The 16823-nt window shown below is 44.1% G+C and carries 15 protein-coding genes; 9 read left to right on the top strand and 6 right to left on the bottom strand.

The features are described from left to right. Nucleotides 1-258: 258 nt before the first annotated feature. Entirely contained in the window at nucleotides 259-1911 is a 1653-nt protein-coding gene (locus tag ACFOEK_RS11710; protein WP_386721545.1) for an electron transfer flavoprotein-ubiquinone oxidoreductase, read from the top strand. A 95-nt stretch (nucleotides 1912-2006) separates the two neighbouring features. On the opposite strand, the gene ACFOEK_RS11705 is transcribed toward ACFOEK_RS11710, so the two are convergent. Continuing rightward, a complete protein-coding gene (locus tag ACFOEK_RS11705; protein ID WP_386720936.1) occupies nucleotides 2007-2315 on the bottom strand; it encodes a putative signal transducing protein in 309 nt (102 codons plus the stop codon). A 119-nt stretch (nucleotides 2316-2434) separates the two neighbouring features. On the opposite strand from ACFOEK_RS11705, the gene ACFOEK_RS11700 reads away from it, so the two are divergent. From ACFOEK_RS11700 to ACFOEK_RS11670, 7 genes are read left to right on the top strand one after another with little or no spacing between them, the layout of a single operon-like run. Further along, nucleotides 2435-3094, top strand: a complete 660-nt coding sequence (locus ACFOEK_RS11700) for an rRNA large subunit pseudouridine synthase E (protein ID WP_386720933.1) — start codon at nucleotides 2435-2437, stop codon at nucleotides 3092-3094. Between the two features lie 48 nt (nucleotides 3095-3142). Further along, nucleotides 3143-3589: an NUDIX hydrolase gene (locus ACFOEK_RS11695; protein ID WP_386720930.1), complete on the top strand. Its 447-nt coding sequence runs from the start codon at nucleotides 3143-3145 to the stop codon at nucleotides 3587-3589. A gap of 19 nt (nucleotides 3590-3608) precedes the next feature. Beyond that, a complete protein-coding gene (gene mnmA / locus ACFOEK_RS11690; protein WP_386720927.1) occupies nucleotides 3609-4691 on the top strand; it encodes a tRNA 2-thiouridine(34) synthase MnmA in 1083 nt (360 codons plus the stop codon). A gap of 45 nt (nucleotides 4692-4736) precedes the next feature. Next, nucleotides 4737-5369: a high frequency lysogenization protein HflD gene (hflD, locus tag ACFOEK_RS11685; protein ID WP_386720924.1), complete on the top strand. Its 633-nt coding sequence runs from the start codon at nucleotides 4737-4739 to the stop codon at nucleotides 5367-5369. 58 nt (nucleotides 5370-5427) lie between these two features. Then, nucleotides 5428-6804 carry an adenylosuccinate lyase gene (purB, locus tag ACFOEK_RS11680; protein ID WP_386720921.1) on the top strand — a complete coding sequence of 459 codons (1377 nt, stop codon included), beginning with the start codon at nucleotides 5428-5430 and terminating at the stop codon, nucleotides 6802-6804. Nucleotides 6805-6852: 48 nt separating this feature from the next. Next, entirely contained in the window at nucleotides 6853-8079 is a 1227-nt protein-coding gene (locus tag ACFOEK_RS11675) for a JmjC domain-containing protein (protein ID WP_386720918.1), read from the top strand. A 40-nt stretch (nucleotides 8080-8119) separates the two neighbouring features. Continuing rightward, on the top strand, nucleotides 8120-9091 hold the full coding sequence (locus tag ACFOEK_RS11670; protein WP_386720915.1) for a GNAT family N-acetyltransferase: 972 nt from the start codon (nucleotides 8120-8122) through the stop codon (nucleotides 9089-9091). A gap of 24 nt (nucleotides 9092-9115) precedes the next feature. Here ACFOEK_RS11670 and ACFOEK_RS11665 read toward each other — a convergent pair whose 3' ends face one another. Next, complete coding sequence (locus ACFOEK_RS11665; protein WP_386720912.1) at nucleotides 9116-11413, bottom strand: ATP-dependent helicase; 2298 nt, start codon at nucleotides 11411-11413, stop codon at nucleotides 9116-9118. Between the two features lie 146 nt (nucleotides 11414-11559). Beyond that, nucleotides 11560-11967 (bottom strand): hypothetical protein, encoded by a 408-nt coding sequence (locus ACFOEK_RS11660; protein ID WP_386720909.1) that lies wholly within the window; start codon nucleotides 11965-11967, stop codon nucleotides 11560-11562. A gap of 224 nt (nucleotides 11968-12191) precedes the next feature. On the opposite strand from ACFOEK_RS11660, the gene ppnP reads away from it, so the two are divergent. Next, nucleotides 12192-12473, top strand: coding sequence for a pyrimidine/purine nucleoside phosphorylase (ppnP, locus tag ACFOEK_RS11655; protein ID WP_386720906.1), 282 nt, complete (start codon nucleotides 12192-12194; stop codon nucleotides 12471-12473). Nucleotides 12474-12552: 79 nt separating this feature from the next. Here the strand turns inward: ppnP and ACFOEK_RS11650 are convergent, their stop codons facing one another. From ACFOEK_RS11650 to ACFOEK_RS11640, 3 genes are all read right to left on the bottom strand, one after another. After that, on the bottom strand, nucleotides 12553-13413 hold the full coding sequence (locus tag ACFOEK_RS11650) for a 23S rRNA (adenine(2030)-N(6))-methyltransferase RlmJ (protein WP_386720903.1): 861 nt from the start codon (nucleotides 13411-13413) through the stop codon (nucleotides 12553-12555). 146 nt (nucleotides 13414-13559) lie between these two features. Then, complete coding sequence (locus ACFOEK_RS11645; protein ID WP_386720901.1) at nucleotides 13560-14144, bottom strand: lysophospholipid acyltransferase family protein; 585 nt, start codon at nucleotides 14142-14144, stop codon at nucleotides 13560-13562. Between the two features lie 141 nt (nucleotides 14145-14285). Further along, nucleotides 14286-16577: a YgiQ family radical SAM protein gene (locus ACFOEK_RS11640; protein ID WP_386720898.1), complete on the bottom strand. Its 2292-nt coding sequence runs from the start codon at nucleotides 16575-16577 to the stop codon at nucleotides 14286-14288. Nucleotides 16578-16823 lie beyond the last annotated feature (246 nt).

The following is a 16823-nucleotide window of genomic DNA, read 5'->3' as shown; positions in this document are numbered from 1 at the left end:
AATTATAGACAAACTGCTTTAGTTTTAACCAGTTTTCAAAAGAAACTTTATATACAGAAAATAAATAGTTGTGAGAAATTGGCGATTTACCAAATAGTTATTTATAATGCACCCGTTTTAAACGGTAGTTCGAATTTTGCTGTGCGGCACGAAACCACCTTATATAAGGCACGGATTCATGCAACTACTCTTACATTTAAAAGCGCAGCAACTTGAAAATACACGTGTTCAATCAGCGTGAGGAGAAGAGACGTGGAAGTGGAAAGAGATTCAATGGAGTTCGACGTTGTAATCGTTGGTGCAGGCCCTTCTGGCCTATCTACAGCGATTCGACTAATGCAACAAGCGAATGAAGCTGAGCAAGAACTTACAGTTTGTGTAGTAGAAAAAGGCTCCGAAGTCGGTGCACACATCCTCTCCGGTGCTGTTTTTGAACCAAGAGCACTTAACGAGCTAATTCCGGACTGGAAAGAAAAAGGCGCCCCTCTTAACACACCTGTAATTCGTGATGACATTTACGTTCTTACTGGCGAAGAAAAAGCGATCAAGACACCTGCACCATTCATCCCTAAACCAATGCACAATGAAGGCAACTACATTGTCAGCCTCGGTAACGTATGTCGCTGGTTAAGTGAGCAAGCTGAAGAGCTAGGTGTAGAAATCTTCCCTGGTTTCGCAGCGCAAGAAATCATTAAAGGCGACAATGGCGAAGTTCAAGGCATCATTACTGGTGACATGGGCATCGGCATGGACGGCGAGCAAAAAGACGGTTTCATGCCAGGCATGGAACTGCGTGCTAAGTACACCGTCTTTGCAGAAGGCTGCCGTGGACACCTAGGTAAGCGCCTAATCAATGACTTCAACCTAAATGAAGGCAAAGGCCCACAACACTACGGTATCGGCATTAAAGAGCTTTGGGATATCGACCCTGCCAAACATGAAGAAGGTTTGGTTGTTCACACTGCAGGCTGGCCTCTAGAAGACGGTACCGGCGGTGGTTCATTCCTTTACCACATCGAAAACAACCAAGTTGTTGTTGGTTTGATTGTAGACCTGAGCTACAGCAACCCATACATGAGCCCATTCGAAGAATTCCAACGCTACAAGCATCACCCGGTAATCAAGCAATACCTTGAAGGTGGCAAGCGTGTTTCTTACGGTGCACGTGCAATTGCTAAAGGCGGCCTTCAAGCACTTCCTAAAATGACATTCCCAGGCGGCCTTCTTGTAGGTTGTGATGCTGGCACATTGAACGCAGCGAAGATTAAAGGCTCTCACACTGCAATGAAATCAGGCATGCTAGCCGCTGAATCTATTTTCGAAGCGCTTAAAGCCGGCCGTGCAAACGACGAGATCACTGAATTCAAAGCCAAGTTTGAATCAAGCTGGTTACATGAAGACTTGTATAAGGCTCGTAACTTCGGCCCTGCAATGCACAAATTCGGCCTATGGGGTGGCGGTGCATTCACTTTCATTGATCAGAACATCTTCGGCGGTAAACTTCCATTTACCCTTCAAGATCCTAAGCCTGATCACGAGCAGCTTAAACCTGCTTCTGAAAGTAAAGAAATCAACTATCCGAAGCCTGATGGTGTAATCAGCTTTGATCGTCTTTCTTCCGTATTCCTATCGAATACAAACCATGAAGAAGATCAGCCTGTACACTTACAGCTAACCGACCCTAACATTCCTCTTCAGCAAAACCTTCCTATGTACGCTGAACCAGCACAACGCTACTGCCCTGCTGGTGTATATGAGATCGTTAAGAACGAAGAAGACGGTTCTGACAAGTTCCAAATCAACGCTCAGAACTGCGTTCACTGTAAAACGTGTGACATTAAAGACCCAAGCCAGAACATCACTTGGGTTGCTCCAGAAGGTACAGGCGGTCCAAACTACCCGAACATGTAATCCTTCTAGCTACATCAAAAAAGCCAGCAGTAATTCTTGCTGGCTTTTTTGTTTCCGTAAATTTACTCCCACAAAGAAACCCAAACTTTACACGATTACCAACTCGCTCTGTCCTCACCACACTGCCAACACAAGTCAAAGGCCGCTTCATTCTCCTCTCGACAAGAACAGCAACACCACACACCTGATATTTCTTCAGATCCAAACGCAGAAATAAGCTGCCTCGCTTTTTCCTCACACCAATCCGCCACCCACAACTCAGGCCACACATCCACATAAGCCAGCTCACCTGTAGCTCCAACTGCAAACTCATTACGAATCTCCGTCTGAATACCTTCGAGTGCCAATAAATTCCGGATATTCGCCACAATGAAACCATTGGGATTCGTAAAAACTTTTATCAAACCTAAATACCTCTATAACTTTCAATCACATCACACCCCTCTCTTACATTTGAGTTTAGCCAATTACCAGCATAATCCGTTAAAATACAAAACCTCAAAGCATCACTCCTACGGAATTCATGAAAAACCTCATACTATTCAACAAGCCATTCAATGTTTTGTCTCAGTTTACCGACAATGAAGGACGCAAAACGCTTGCTGACTTTATTACGCACGAAGGGTTTTATGCAGCCGGAAGATTGGACTACGACTCAGAAGGATTACTTCTTCTCACTTGTGACGGTCCACTTCAGCACAAAATTGCACACCCCAAGAATAAAATGCCAAAAACCTATTGGGCTCAAGTTGAGGGCGAGGTTACAGACGAAGCGCTTGAGCAATTAAGAAACGGCATCACCCTGAAAGACGGCCCAACAAAACAGGCAAAAGCTAAACGAATAGACACACCAAACAATTTATGGGATCGCGCCCCCCCCATAAGAGAACGCAAAAACATCCCTACCAGCTGGATCGAACTTACCATTTCCGAAGGCAGAAATCGTCAGGTACGCCGCATGACTGCTCATGTTGGATTCCCCACTTTACGATTAATCCGTTACTCGATCGGCCCTTGGAATATCGAAAACATCACCAATGGCGAGCATACTCTCATCGAAGTTGAGCCCCCAAAGAGAAGCAAACCGTCCAACACACCAACAAATAAGCGGCAAACTTTTAGCCATAACCGAAGCAAAAGAAGCAAATCAGACAAGAAAAGCCCAAGAAAATTTAACAGATGAGCTAATTTATCCTAGAATAGCCCCCTATTTTTTACTCTGGTTATAAGCATGGTTTGGACTCCCCACGGAACAGTTGCCACTATCGTCGAAAGAAACGGCAAATTTCTATTAGTTAAAGAAATCTCAAATGGGAAAGAGGTCTTCAACCAACCTGCGGGTCATATTGAGGCAGATGAATCTGTTCTGGATGCCGCAATCCGAGAAACCTACGAAGAAACTGGCTATAAAGTATCTGTAGATTCATTTGTCGGCATGTATATCTACAAAGCACCCACGAATGGAGTCACCTACCACAGATACTGTTTTGTAGGCTCAATCCTTGAGCAGGACGAACAAGCCACATTAGATGATGGCATTATTGAAGCATGCTGGCTTTCATTAGACGAAATTAAAGCCCAACCTGAACTAATGAGAAGCCCCATTGTGTTGAAGTGCATTGAAGATTACCTCAATCGCCCTCATCAACCACTAGAACTTATCTTCGAACATATTTAATTACCTCTCAGGAAAGTCCATGAAAGTTATTGTAGGCATGTCAGGCGGAGTCGATTCTTCAGTTTCTGCCCTTCTTCTTCAACAGCAAGGCTATGAAGTTGAAGGCTTGTTTATGAAGAACTGGGAAGAAGACGACGGTACTGAATATTGCACAGCAATGGACGACCTAGCTGATGCTCAAGCCGTTGCCGATAAACTTGGCATCAAACTTCATAAAGCAAACTTTGCTTCGGAATATTGGGATCGAGTCTTCGAACACTTCTTGGAAGAATATAAAGCTGGGCGCACCCCTAACCCGGACATTCTTTGCAACAAAGAGATTAAATTCCGGGCTTTCCTAGATTATGCCGTACATCTTGGAGCAGACTTTATTGCTACCGGTCATTACTGCCGTCGCCAAGAAATAGACGGTCAATATTGCTTAGTAAAAGGCATAGATAACAATAAAGATCAAAGTTACTTCCTGCATGCCGTTGGCGGTGACAAGATTGCAAAGACACTCTTCCCGGTTGGCGAATTGGAAAAACCGGAAGTTCGAAGAATTGCAGAAGAACACGATCTTATCACGCACAACAAGAAAGACAGTACCGGAATCTGTTTCATTGGCGAACGTCGTTTTAAAGACTTCCTTAAACAGTATATTCCTGCCCAGCCTGGTAATATTGAAACGCCTGACGGTGATATCATCGGTCGTCACGACGGTTTGATGTACCACACTCTTGGTCAACGCCAAGGGCTAGGTATCGGCGGTTTAAGCAACTATAACGAAGACCCTTGGTATGTTGCGGAAAAAGATCTTGAGAGAAACGTACTGATTGCGGTGCAAGGCAAGCAACACCCGCTTCTATTTTGCGATGGCTTAATCGCAAGTAAACTAGACTGGGTAAACAATGCACCAGAAGACGACAAGCCTCTTATGGCAAAAACGCGCTATCGTCAGCCAGATCAAGCTTGTCGTGTATACAAGATGGACGATGATAAGTATCGAGTAGTTTTCGATAATGCACAAAGAGCCGTCACACCAGGTCAATCAGTCGTATTTTATGATGGCGAAGTATGTCTCGGTGGAGGCGTGATCGAATCAACATTCGACCACGATTAACAAGACAGAAATTCATTTCTTCCTAATACGTGAGTTTATAAAGATTTGAAACATACAATTGAAGACAGAACCATTGCTTTAGCAGGTGTATATCAAGCAGCTTACATGGTGGATCAGATTGCTAATCAAGGCAGTTGCAATTCATTTTCACTCGAAAGCAGCTTAAAGTCTCTTACTGTCACAACACCGGAAAACACACTGAGTGTCTTTGGCTCGAATGCACAAAACTTGCGACAAGGGCTTCATGCCCTTAAAGAGTTTATGACACCAAAATCTCAAGGCATTACCCCAAATGCCCTGAGATATGCAATTTCACTGCTTCATATCGAATCCCGTCTTCGCAGACAGACAGATATCCTCAATGTCATTGCAGAACGTTTGGACAAGTTAGACAATCAGCTAAATCACTTTGAAATTACTCACGAAAATATTATTAAGTCCCTGGCTGACATCTACAAAGACACCATTAGTACGCTGAAATTTAGAATTCAGGTAAACGGAAACCCAACCTACCTTCAAAACCCTGCTAATGCCGAAAAAATTCGAGCTATTCTATTGGCAGGCGTTCGCGCCGCTATTCTATGGCGTCAGGTTGGCGGCCGAAGATGGCATCTAATTTTCTCCAGAAAGCAATATCAGCAAGCCTGTGAACGCCTGATGAAAATGGACTATCAATAACAGGCGCCAAGAATTCCTACATTAACCTAGCCACTGAAAACACAAAACGGTAACTAAAATGAATCTAAACGCATTAACAGCTCTTTCACCGGTTGATGGCCGCTACGGCAGCAAAACCAAAGCATTGCGCAACCACTTCAGTGAATACGGACTTATCCGCAATCGAGTTAAAGTTGAAGTTCGTTGGCTGCAAGCTTTGGCTAACAACCCAGCCATTGAAGAAGTAGCACCTTTCTCAGAGCAGGCTAATGCACTTTTAGAGACCCTTGTTACAGACTTTTCTGAAGCTGAGGCTAACCGTGTAAAAGAAATTGAAACTGGCCCAGGCGGAACAAATCACGACGTTAAAGCCGTTGAATATCTAATCAAAGAACGCATCAAGGACAACGATGAACTAAACAAAGTTCTTGAGTTTGTTCATTTTGCTTGTACTTCCGAAGACATCAACAACCTGTCTCACGCGTTAATGCTTGCTGGCGGTCTTGAGGAAACCATCATTCCTGAAATGACCAAAGTGATTGATGCCATTCGTGCTCTGGCACATAACTATGCAGAGCAACCGATGCTATCTCGTACCCACGGTCAAACTGCATCACCAACAACCATGGGTAAAGAAATGGCCAACGTTGTTGCCCGCCTTGAGCTTCAACTAAACGCCATTAAAAACGTTAAGTTACTTGGCAAGATTAATGGCGCTGTTGGTAACTACAACGCACACTTATCTGCCTACCCTGATGTTGACTGGGTTGCCCATGCAAAGAGCTTTGTTGAAGGCCTAGGCTTAACCTGGAACCCGTACACAACCCAGATTGAGCCGCATGACTACATCGCAGAGCTTTATGATGCAATTGCCCGCTTCAACACTATCCTGATCGATTTTGACCGCGACATTTGGGCATACATTTCATTAGGTTACTTCAAGCAACGTGCAGTAGCGGGTGAAGTAGGCTCTTCAACTATGCCGCACAAAGTAAACCCTATCGACTTCGAAAACTCTGAAGGCAACTTGGGCATTGCTAATGCAATCATGCAACACCTTTCAGCGAAGCTTCCTATCTCTCGCTGGCAGCGCGATTTAACCGATTCAACCGTGCTTCGTAACCTAGGCGTAGGCCTTGGCTATTCCTTGATTGCCTATGGCGCAACACTAAAAGGCATTGGCAAGCTTGAGCTAAACGCTGCTCGCCTTCTAGAAGATTTAGACAACTCTTGGGAAGTCATGGCCGAGCCAATTCAAACCGTTATGCGTCGTTATAACATTGAAGGTGCTTACGAGAAGCTAAAAGAACTAACACGAGGCAAAACCATTGATCAACAAGCTATCCAAGCCTTTGTTGAGACATTGGACATCCCAGCCGAAGCCAAGAAGGTATTGATAGACCTAACTCCAGCCAGCTACATCGGCAATGCCATTGAGCAAGCGAAAAATGTATAAACTTTGACTAAACTATAATTAGTCAGAAAATATAATAAGGGCCTCTTTATGGCCCTTATTTTTTATATGCTTCAAAAGCACCAAGAGCAATATCCTCACAAGGACGACACCATGAACATCTTTAAAAACGCAGGCATCACAACCGAACAGTTTCTGAAAGAGTATTGGCAGAAAAAGCCTCTGTTCATCCCTAATGCATTTGAAGATTTTCAACCTGTACTGAGTGCTGATGAGCTCGCCGGACTATCTTGTGAAGAAAACATAGAATCTCGACTTATTTTTGAAAATGGCCCAAACCATCCCTGGGAGCTACATAACGGCCCTTTCAATGATGATACGTTTGCCAATTTACCAGCAAAAGGCTGGACTTTATTGGTCCAAGCGGTAGATCAGGTTATTCCTGAAGCCAGTCACCTGCTCAATGACTTCAACTTCATCCCTAATTGGCGTCTAGATGACTTAATGATCAGTTTTGCGGTACCAGGCGGCAGTGTTGGCCCCCACTATGATCAGTACGATGTGTTTCTGATTCAGGCCGAAGGTGAACGCATCTGGCAAATAGGTGAGCCATGCACCAAAGAGACAGAATTCAGAACCGACACACCGCTTCATATTTTGGCTGAATTCGATCACACACAGGAATTCCATACCAAGCCTGGCGACATCCTTTATATACCACCAAGAGTTCCGCATTTTGGGGTAGCAGCTACCCCATGCCAAACCTACTCTGTTGGTTTTAGAGCCCCTTCCTATGGCGAAATCGTAGAAGGCTTTGCCGGTTACATTGCAGATAAATTAAGCCCAGACCTAAGATTTACCGATTCTAATTCAGAATCATTAGATAATCCTGGCTTGATCAGCGATGCAACTATTAATCAACTCCAATCTATTATTCAACATGCGGTACAGGATAAAGAATCAATCAAAGAATGGTTCGCTGGCTTTATGTCCCAACCAAAGTATGAAGAAAACAATGATGAAATTACCTTCGGCATTTCACCCGAAGAAATGTCAGCTATTATTGAATCTTCCGATACGCTATATCGCAATGAACAAGCCCGATTCCTTTATGTGCAGAATGATGACTCTCCAGCCCTCAGTTTGTTCGTTAATGGTCATCCCGTAAACTCGGAGAGCTCATCGAACGAACTTATTATGCTGCTCTGCCAGGAACGTTGCATTTCCATCGAAAAGCATAATAAGCTTCTGCTAAGCAAGGAAAACATAAAAATTATTAAACACCTGTACGAGCAAGATTGGCTTTACGTAGAGTAAATTTACGCTGAACATGCCCGTAACGAAGTAGGCAACATTTATGATCACACTGAACATCATAGTCAACGAAACTACTTGGCAAGCAAGTAACCAAGAACTAAAGCACCTAAGAAGCCAGGTGGCTTATCAAAAAGGCATTCCTGTATCTCAGGCTTTTGATGTTTATGACAGTAAATGTGTCCACTTTCTAGCTTATGATGACCAACATACCCCAGTAGGTTGCTGCCGACTAATGGACAACGGTCGAATTTCCAGACCTCAAGTTCCTCTTGAGTGGCAACTAAAAGGCGTTGAGAACAAACTCATTGAAACGGCAGTCAAATACGCAAAAACGAAAACCTCACTGGACGAGCTGTCCATTCTCGAAGATGCTCGTATCGCCCCCTATTATGTTCATTTTGGTTTTAAAGCCGAAGGCACACCAATTACCGAACACGGTCTTCCTGCACAGATGATGAAATATCAAATCAAAAGAGAGGACCCAAAAGCGCATCATTCAACTGTTTTTTATGATGAGGAAATCATTCAAGACATTGACCAGATTCATGACTTTGAAGGAATCTCGTCATATCAAGAAGCATTACTTCAAATTGCAAATCACTCTCGAAGAATCATAAGAATTTACTCCCCAACCCTTCCAAGTGAGGTATTTGGTGACCCTCGACTCCTCAAAATATTTAGCGATCATTGCCGTCGAAGCCGCTTCACATCCATTCAGGCATTAATTCTGGACGAGAAAGATATGATTTCGGGTACTCATGGCCTAAGAAATCTCTATGAAAAGATCCCCTCATCAATCAGTATTCGCAAACTGGTACCCACGGATGACGAAATTGATTTTCGGGAATATATGATTTCAGATGATGGCCACATGACCATACGAGCCAGATCCCGAGTTATTCAAGGAGAGCTCAGCTCAAACAGAGCTGAAATTGCTAAACAGATTACTGCATTTGAAGAATATTGGCAGAAGAGCAAAAGCATTCCAGACCTCAGACTAACCACCTATTAGAGTTACAAATCCCGCCCGGATTTACTACAGAAACTCCATGTATTGAGAAGCGACTCTCTTATCAAATTGCTTCTCGATACCAGAGTCAAAACGTATCACCCAATAACGAGACTCATCAGCAATTACCACCCCTTCTCCATACACCTGATGCAACACCCTGAATATTTCCGATTCAGGCTCATTTGAAGAAGACGCATCCCGATAAGTATTAACTGCCTCAGTTTCAGAGGAAGAAGAATCTATTACCTTGAAGTCAACCACTCGGCCCACCTGCTTAGCATAGCCTTCAGCCATTGCGTAATGCTGTGCTGCTACTGACACAGAAACAGAGCGGTCTTTTTCGATGGCAGCACCAACCACATCCGACACGTCAAAAGCCATTTCAGAAACGAATAAACTCAGTAATTCACTCTTTCTTTGTTCAGATGATTGCTTTGGCACAAGTAAATATAACGAATGCTTGGCCCGCGTCATTGCTACATACATTAATCGACGCTCACTCTCGACGGATGTCGGCATTGTTAATTCGCCATCTGGCTGATACGGCATGAAACGTTGCGTTAAAGCAGGAATAATCACACAAGGCCACTCAAGCCCTTTCGCGCGATGCATAGACGTTAACTTCACCGCATTCTTCGTGTCTCTTGAGTGACTCACAGAAGATGCCTGTCGCTTCTCTCTAAGCAACTGCCAATGCTGCCATCCTTGATTTGCAGGCAGTTGCAACTTCCGATAATAGCGCATGAAGGCCCGGACGGTTTCTAATCGATCGTCCACCTGCTGAGCAGAGAAGGCACTGTCCCGAATTCCATCTTCCATTTCAGTCACTGTAAAATATTTTTGAAGCAGTTGGTCCGCAGTAAAACGATCAGTTAAGGCGTGATCCAGAAGCTTGCATCGTGCTAATAATTGATCCGCTTGCCGATTGGATAGATTTTCAGGCATTACCTGACGAATAGAACGTCCAGGTTGATCACCAAATTGAGCAGCTTTCTGCGCAATATTGAGCAACACTTTCCGTCGTATCTTAGGAAACGGCTGAGTCAGTAAAACGGTTAAAAGCTCCACCTTCTGAGGTTGCGCCAAATTAAGATACTGACCCGACGCCACCAACAGCAAAGATTCAAAAGGAGAGAGCTCTTTTCGATCCAAGACAGACACCGAGTGATCCAAAGTATATGGAATATCCTGTTCCAGCAAAGCAAGCTCAATAGGCGCACTGATTGCCCATATTCGGTTCAACACCGCAATATCAGACAGAGGCATACTTTCCGCCTGCTGCTTAATAATATCGACAACCTGACGACTGTAATCCTGATACTCATGCAAATGAATTTTGGTGTCTGGATTGTTTTCGTGAGAGAGGCAAAGCACTCCCTTTCGATCCGGGTTCTTCTCGATCAGAAAATTACACAACAATGACAGACGATGACCGTAACGAAAGGTGTTTGAAAGATTGTAAAGACTGACACCTTCAAAAGCGTTGTCGAATTCAGTCGTCATGAACTCCGGACGAGAACCTCGAAACTCATAAATGGTCTGATCAGGATCTCCGACCACCATTAAATCCCCACGATGCCCTCGTATTGTGGCCAGCAAGAATTGCTGAATTTCGTTAATGTCCTGATACTCATCGACAATGATTTGTTGCATGTGCCCAGCAAAAAGCTCAGCAACCTGAGGATTCGCCTTCAAATAAACACACGGATCATAGAGCATGTCGCTGAAAGAAATCTTTGCCTGTTCCTTTCTCCATAGCTCAAACTTTCTGAACATTTTTGGAAAAAAGTCACACGCTTTGGGTAAGCCACACGTTTTAAAAACCTCTTCCGGACTTTGCAGCGTAGATTTCACCAGATCTATATAGTTAACCGCGGGCTCTACCCACTTGCTTTTCTGATCGAGAATATCTTTGGCTGTTTCAGGGTCACTGACCGTCTGGAGCAATTTCCAGACAATACCCTCAACTTCACCATCCGTAAGTAGATTTTGCTGAAACGGAGGTAAATGCCCTTTCTGAATCAGCTGTTGATAGATTCTGAGCCCCAATGAATGGAAGGTTCGAACATCAGGAACATGAGGACGAAGTCCTGCGTCATGAGCACTTTTATTAAGCAGTTGAGTTAACTTGCGTTGGAAATCCTGTTGAGCGGCTTTGTTATACATCAAAATCAAAAGACGACGAGGCTCGATACCGCGTGATAAACACTCTCGAACAAAATAGACCAAGGTCGTGGTCTTTCCTGCACCAGCAACCGCCATTACTTTGGCATGACCGCCTGAATGCTGAATTACTGAAAGTTGTTCGGATGTTAACGCCATAGAAAATATCGCACTTCGACAAAGAAGTGCGATTCTAGCAGGTCATCACTTTAAGAGATAACGGGTCTGAAGGTTTTAACTGTATCTTTAGTGATATTTGGAGATGCAAAAAACGAATAGTGACCCAGATAAGAAAAATATCTCAGCTAGCGCATCGCCACCTGAGTAAATACATGCTTGGAATCCGTTGCACGCTCAAACACCAGACGTGCTGGACGGTAGAACCCCGGCAATATCACTTTAATGATAATCAATTTATCGGTAGACACGGCAGACAGTTGCCCGGTTTCCCCTGTTTTAATATCACGACAAAAACCAATTAGTTTGCCATCCTGAAGATTACCCTCGACTTTATATCGATAGCCTTCAGTATCCAGGACACCGATAACATCCACACCCGCACGATTTAATGTCAACTGCGATGGCTGACCCGAGACTTTTCCATGATATAAGCCTGCCCATTCGGCCGCATGAACATGAGTTACAACACTCAAGAGAGATACTGATAAAGCTCCTGCAATCAGCACGCGTTGAAGTACTTTCAAAAACTGCATAACGTACCCCTTCTGAATAGAGTTTTAGAGAGTCTCTTGGTTTTAAAACTAGCTGAAACTTATCCATCTAACCTCTTGGTAAAATGAGACACAGCGTTCAGAAGGTGATCATCAACCACAAAGTACATTAGGAATATTAATACTTTGCGCGGCTATGATAGAATGCTCGCCCATTTCAAGCGGCCTACCAGTTACTTCTGTAAGGCTAATTAAGAGGACATAAAATGTTTGAAGTTAACGAATACTTTGACGGAAAAGTAAAATCTATTGCTTTACAGACTGAAACTCTACCAGCGACCGTTGGTGTGATGGCTCCTGGTGACTATGAGTTTGGTACTAGCCAAAACGAAGTAATGACCGTTGTTTCTGGTGCTCTGACTGTGCTGCTTCCAGGTAAATCGGACTGGGAAACATTTGAGAAAGGCAGTTCTTTTGATGTGCCAGCCAACTCTAAGTTCCAGGTTAAAGTAGCTGTAGATACAGCTTACTTCTGCACTTACGAGTAAGACGGCCTGATTTAAGATTAGGCATCACTCCTGACATTGCTCAGGAGTGAAATATAAAGAAAGATTGACTGCAGCCCGACTAAAGCCCTTCGAATTCCAATGAGAAATCCCCTGATAGCGGGTCACACATTAGCTCTTTCATGACCGGCAAGGCTTTTTCCAATTGCTCAGGAAGAAGATATGGCGGATTAACGATGAACATCCCACTTCCGTACATGCCCTTACCTTTTGGCATACCTTTAATCGATAACGTTGCATGACACCAGGATTCAACACCAGCCTGTTTAACCGCCTTCTTTAAAAGCGCTGGAAATTCCCGGCTTTCAATGGAAGCAAGTTGCGGGTACCACACAGCAAATGTACCGTTCTGAAAGCGCAGTAAAGAATCCTTCAGCAGTTTGGCTACCTTCTGATAATCTTTCTTATCTTCATAAGGCGGATCGATTAAAACAACAGCACGTTTAGTTGGCGGCGGCATCACACCTTTAACACCAACGAAACCATCAGACACCTCAATATGCGCCCTCTTTCTAACAAGGTTACGCATATTTTCCTGCAACAACTTAGCGTCACTCGGATGAAGCTCATGGAGTCTGAGTTTGTCTGAAGAACGCAACATCTGAGCAGCGAACCACGGAGAACCAGGATAAAACGTCAGACTGCGCTTGCCAGCATTTGCTTCTTTTACTAAAGCCTGGAAACTGCTCAGCAGCTCGGGCAGACCTTCCTTATTCAAAACCTTACTAATGCCCGTTTTGTATTCCGCATTCTTAGCCGCAAACTTGCTATCCAGTTTGTAAAAGCCCGCACCCGAATGACTGTCGATGTACCAAAAAGGCTTGTCCTTTCTTAAATAATATTCAAGGACGGATACAAGAATGGAGTGTTTAAGCACATCCGCATGGTTTCCCGCATGAAATGCGTGACGATAACTAAGCATGGCAAGCCTCTGTAGAGCAGAACATACAAGCGAATATCTGCACAGGTAGTAAGATAAGTAACAGGACAAATAAAAAGAGCCGCAGTTTAGCGACTCCTTATTGATAGCACAATTTTGATTTAACGATTAATTACGGAAAGCTGGGATTAATCGTTTGCACATTGATCGACGTGCTTGCCTGCAATGCCTCTATAGAATTCTTGCATTTCAGCAATGTCTTTTTCTATATCGCCAGTGATATAGAAGGTCGGGCCGAAACCACCCTTTTTGTGCTTGTAATCAAGAAAGGCTAAGCCAATCGGAATATCAGCACCTTGAGCGATGTAATAAAAGCCTGTTTTCCACTTGTCTGTTCTTGAACGAGTGCCTTCAGGAGGAATAGCCAGCGCACATTCATCTAACTGCTTGACGCCCAGAACAATTTGGTCAACCAGATTATTCTTCTGACGACGATCAACAGGAATACCACCTAGCCACTTCATGATCGGCCCCATAGGTCCTTTGAATAAGGTGTGTTTTCCCATCCAGTTCAAGCGAAAGCCAAACAAGAAAGCCATGGCTAAAGTAATGGGAAAATCCCAGTTACTGGTATGTGGCACAGCAACTAGAACGAACTTCTTTTCTTTTGGCGGTGTCCCTACTAATTTCCAACCGGTGAGTTTTATACCAATCCATGATAATACCCAGAAGATTTGTCGAACCACCGGTGTGGTATAAATCGTACGGCGCACAGACACCTCAAATAATCAGCCCTAAAAATTGCGCGTATGCTAACACATGTACGCTGAAAGTCATTAAGAAGTTTATGAATTATTGATCAGAAACAATCAGACCTAAAAAAGCCGGGAAATTCCCGGCTTCAAGCAATGAACTTATCGCTTCTTAGATTTTATTCCCTGCTTCTTACTGCTCGGACTTCTTCCTGTGCCACCAGAACTTTTGCCTGCAGGCTTAGACGGCTTGTTCTTAGCGGGTTTCTGATCAGGGTTATACGGCAATCCAGTATGCTGAGTCCGTGCTGTATTAAAGTTCTTCACTGTACGATTCTTCATACGATGATTACGTCGACGAGCATCAATCTCATGACGTGATTCTGGTGGGACCAAACAATCCTTACCACGACCAATAAGATTGGCTTTACCCATACGCTTTAGCGCTTCCCGTAACATAGGCCAGTTATCAGGATCATGGTATCTCAAGAAGGCTTTATGCAGCTTTCGCTGCTCTTTTGTTTTAGCACTGAATACGCGCTCACCGCCGTCCTTCTTAATTGGCTTCAATGGATTACGCTCTGTGTAATACATAGTTGAAGCCGTCGCCATTGGCGAAGGATAGAAGTTCTGAACCTGATCCACACGGAAACCATTCTGCTTCAACCACAAAGCAAGACTCATCATGTCTCTATCAGTTGAACCTGGATGGGCAGAAATGAAGTAAGGGATCAGATACTGCTCTTTACCGGCTTCTTTTGAGAACTTCTCAAACATGTTCTTGAAGCGATAATAGGTGCCCATCCCCGGCTTCATCATCTTAGTCAGCGGGCCATCTTCACTGTGCTCAGGCGCAATCTTAAGATAACCACCAACATGATGTGTCACCAACTCTTTGACGTACTCTGGATCTTCTACCGCCAAGTCATAACGTAAGCCAGAGGCGATAGCGATCTTCTTAACACCCTCAATATCTCGTGCCTTACGATACAACTGCGTCGTTGGGCTGTGATCAGTATTAAGGTTGCTACAAATCGTCGGATACACACAAGATGGACGACGACAGGTTTCTTCAATCTTCTTATCTTTACAGTTCAGGCGATACATATTGGCAGTAGGTCCACCAAGATCAGAGATCATGCCTGTAAAGCCTGGGGTTTTATCCCGAATCTTTTCAATTTCTTCCAGAATGGACTCTTCTGAACGGCTTTGAATAATGCGACCTTCGTGCTCAGTAATAGAACAGAAAGTACAACCACCAAAACAACCGCGCATGATATTGACCGAGAAGCGAATCATCTCATAGGCAGGAATTCTTGCGTCACCGTATTTAGGGTGCGGAACACGCTGATACGGCATTTCAAATACCCAATCCAACTCTTCTGTAGTCAGAGGAATAGGCGGTGGATTCAACCAAACATCATTACGGCCATGACGCTGCACCAAAGCACGAGCGTTTCCGGGGTTGGTTTCTTTATGAAAAATTCTGTCGGTATGCGCATAAAGAATTTCGTCTTTGCGCACTTGCTCAAAAGACGGCAAACGAATATAGCTTGATGAAGGATCCGTTTGACGAGCACTGACATCCGGAATAATAGTAACGGCTTCTTCCGCGCCCATCTGTGGCTTGTCATCCTCATTTACATACTCATATGGATTCTGCTTTGGAACAACCCTGCCCGGCTGATCAACGCGAGTGGAATCAATTTCATCCCAACCTTCCGGCATGTTTTTTCTCAGGAAACTGGTGCCACGCACATCAGTAATATCTGAGATGTTCTCACCATTAGCGATACGGTGCGCCACTTCAACCAAAGCACGCTCGGAGTTACCGAACATCAACATGTCTGCAGTGGAATCCATAAGTACCGAACGACGGATACTTTCAGACCAATAGTCGTAGTGAGCTAAGCGACGTAAGCTAGCTTCAATACCGCCAATGATCACCGGTACATCTTTAAAGGCTTCTTTACATTTCTGAGTATAAACTGTCACCGCCCGATCAGGACGTTTACCCGGCTCTTCATGTGGTGTGTACGCATCATCATGACGCAGACGTCGGTCTGCCGTATAGCGGTTGATCATGGAATCCATGTTGCCAGCCGTTACACCATAGAAAAGATTTGGCTTACCCAAAATCTCAAAGTTTTCTTTATCACGCCAATCCGGCTGATCAATAATCCCTACTCTAAATCCTTGGGCTTCCAAAGTTCGACCCAGTACCGCCATCCCAAAACTTGGATGATCCACATAGGCATCACCTGTCACAATGATGATGTCACAGCTGTCCCAACCCAAAGCATCCATTTCTTCACGGGAAGTAGGAAGATACGTAGAGACACCAAAACACTCAGCCCAATATTTTGGATAATCAAAAATATTGATCGGCTTCTTAGTAAAAACAGGGCTTACAGGGCGAGCTTTCTTTGAATTCTGAGCAGCAGTAGACGGCATATAACTGTTCAATCTTTAATCAATTAACAAGGGCGCGCTATTCTAACTGAATTACTCGGTTATTCCGAGCGCTTGATGAATAAAAATCCTATAACCGTACCCAGAAAGCTGCTTTATCTGATTAAACGTCAATAACTCTCTGAGAAAATGCAGGAAACCAGTTACACCATTTAATGAGTATCTTGCTTGACGCTTGGATGCGCCTTGTCTATTACAAATAAGTACTGATCTGAAGGGTACATGGAT

Origin of the sequence: Litoribrevibacter euphylliae (assembly GCF_042646085.1) — a bacterium.
Taxonomy (GTDB): Bacteria; Pseudomonadota; Gammaproteobacteria; order Pseudomonadales; family Litoribrevibacteraceae; genus Litoribrevibacter; species Litoribrevibacter euphylliae.
The sequence above is the reverse complement of the archived record's forward strand: the minus strand, read 5'-3'. Positions and strand labels throughout refer to the sequence as shown.

What these genes read in the sequence shown, in the direction of transcription:
- ACFOEK_RS11670 (WP_386720915.1), top strand. Translation starts at nt 8,120, where the DNA reads ATGATCACACTGAACATCATAGTCAACGAAACTACTTGGCAAGCAAGT.
- ACFOEK_RS11695 (WP_386720930.1), top strand. Translation starts at nt 3,143, where the DNA reads ATGGTTTGGACTCCCCACGGAACAGTTGCCACTATCGTCGAAAGAAAC.
- ACFOEK_RS11665 (WP_386720912.1), bottom strand. Translation starts at nt 11,413, where the DNA reads ATGGCGTTAACATCCGAACAACTTTCAGTAATTCAGCATTCAGGCGGT.
- ACFOEK_RS11650 (WP_386720903.1), bottom strand. Translation starts at nt 13,413, where the DNA reads ATGCTTAGTTATCGTCACGCATTTCATGCGGGAAACCATGCGGATGTG.
- ACFOEK_RS11640 (WP_386720898.1), bottom strand. Translation starts at nt 16,577, where the DNA reads ATGCCGTCTACTGCTGCTCAGAATTCAAAGAAAGCTCGCCCTGTAAGC.
- ACFOEK_RS11700 (WP_386720933.1), top strand. Translation starts at nt 2,435, where the DNA reads ATGAAAAACCTCATACTATTCAACAAGCCATTCAATGTTTTGTCTCAG.
- purB (WP_386720921.1), top strand. Translation starts at nt 5,428, where the DNA reads ATGAATCTAAACGCATTAACAGCTCTTTCACCGGTTGATGGCCGCTAC.
- mnmA (WP_386720927.1), top strand. Translation starts at nt 3,609, where the DNA reads ATGAAAGTTATTGTAGGCATGTCAGGCGGAGTCGATTCTTCAGTTTCT.
- ACFOEK_RS11675 (WP_386720918.1), top strand. Translation starts at nt 6,853, where the DNA reads ATGGCCCTTATTTTTTATATGCTTCAAAAGCACCAAGAGCAATATCCT.
- ppnP (WP_386720906.1), top strand. Translation starts at nt 12,192, where the DNA reads ATGTTTGAAGTTAACGAATACTTTGACGGAAAAGTAAAATCTATTGCT.
- ACFOEK_RS11660 (WP_386720909.1), bottom strand. Translation starts at nt 11,967, where the DNA reads ATGCAGTTTTTGAAAGTACTTCAACGCGTGCTGATTGCAGGAGCTTTA.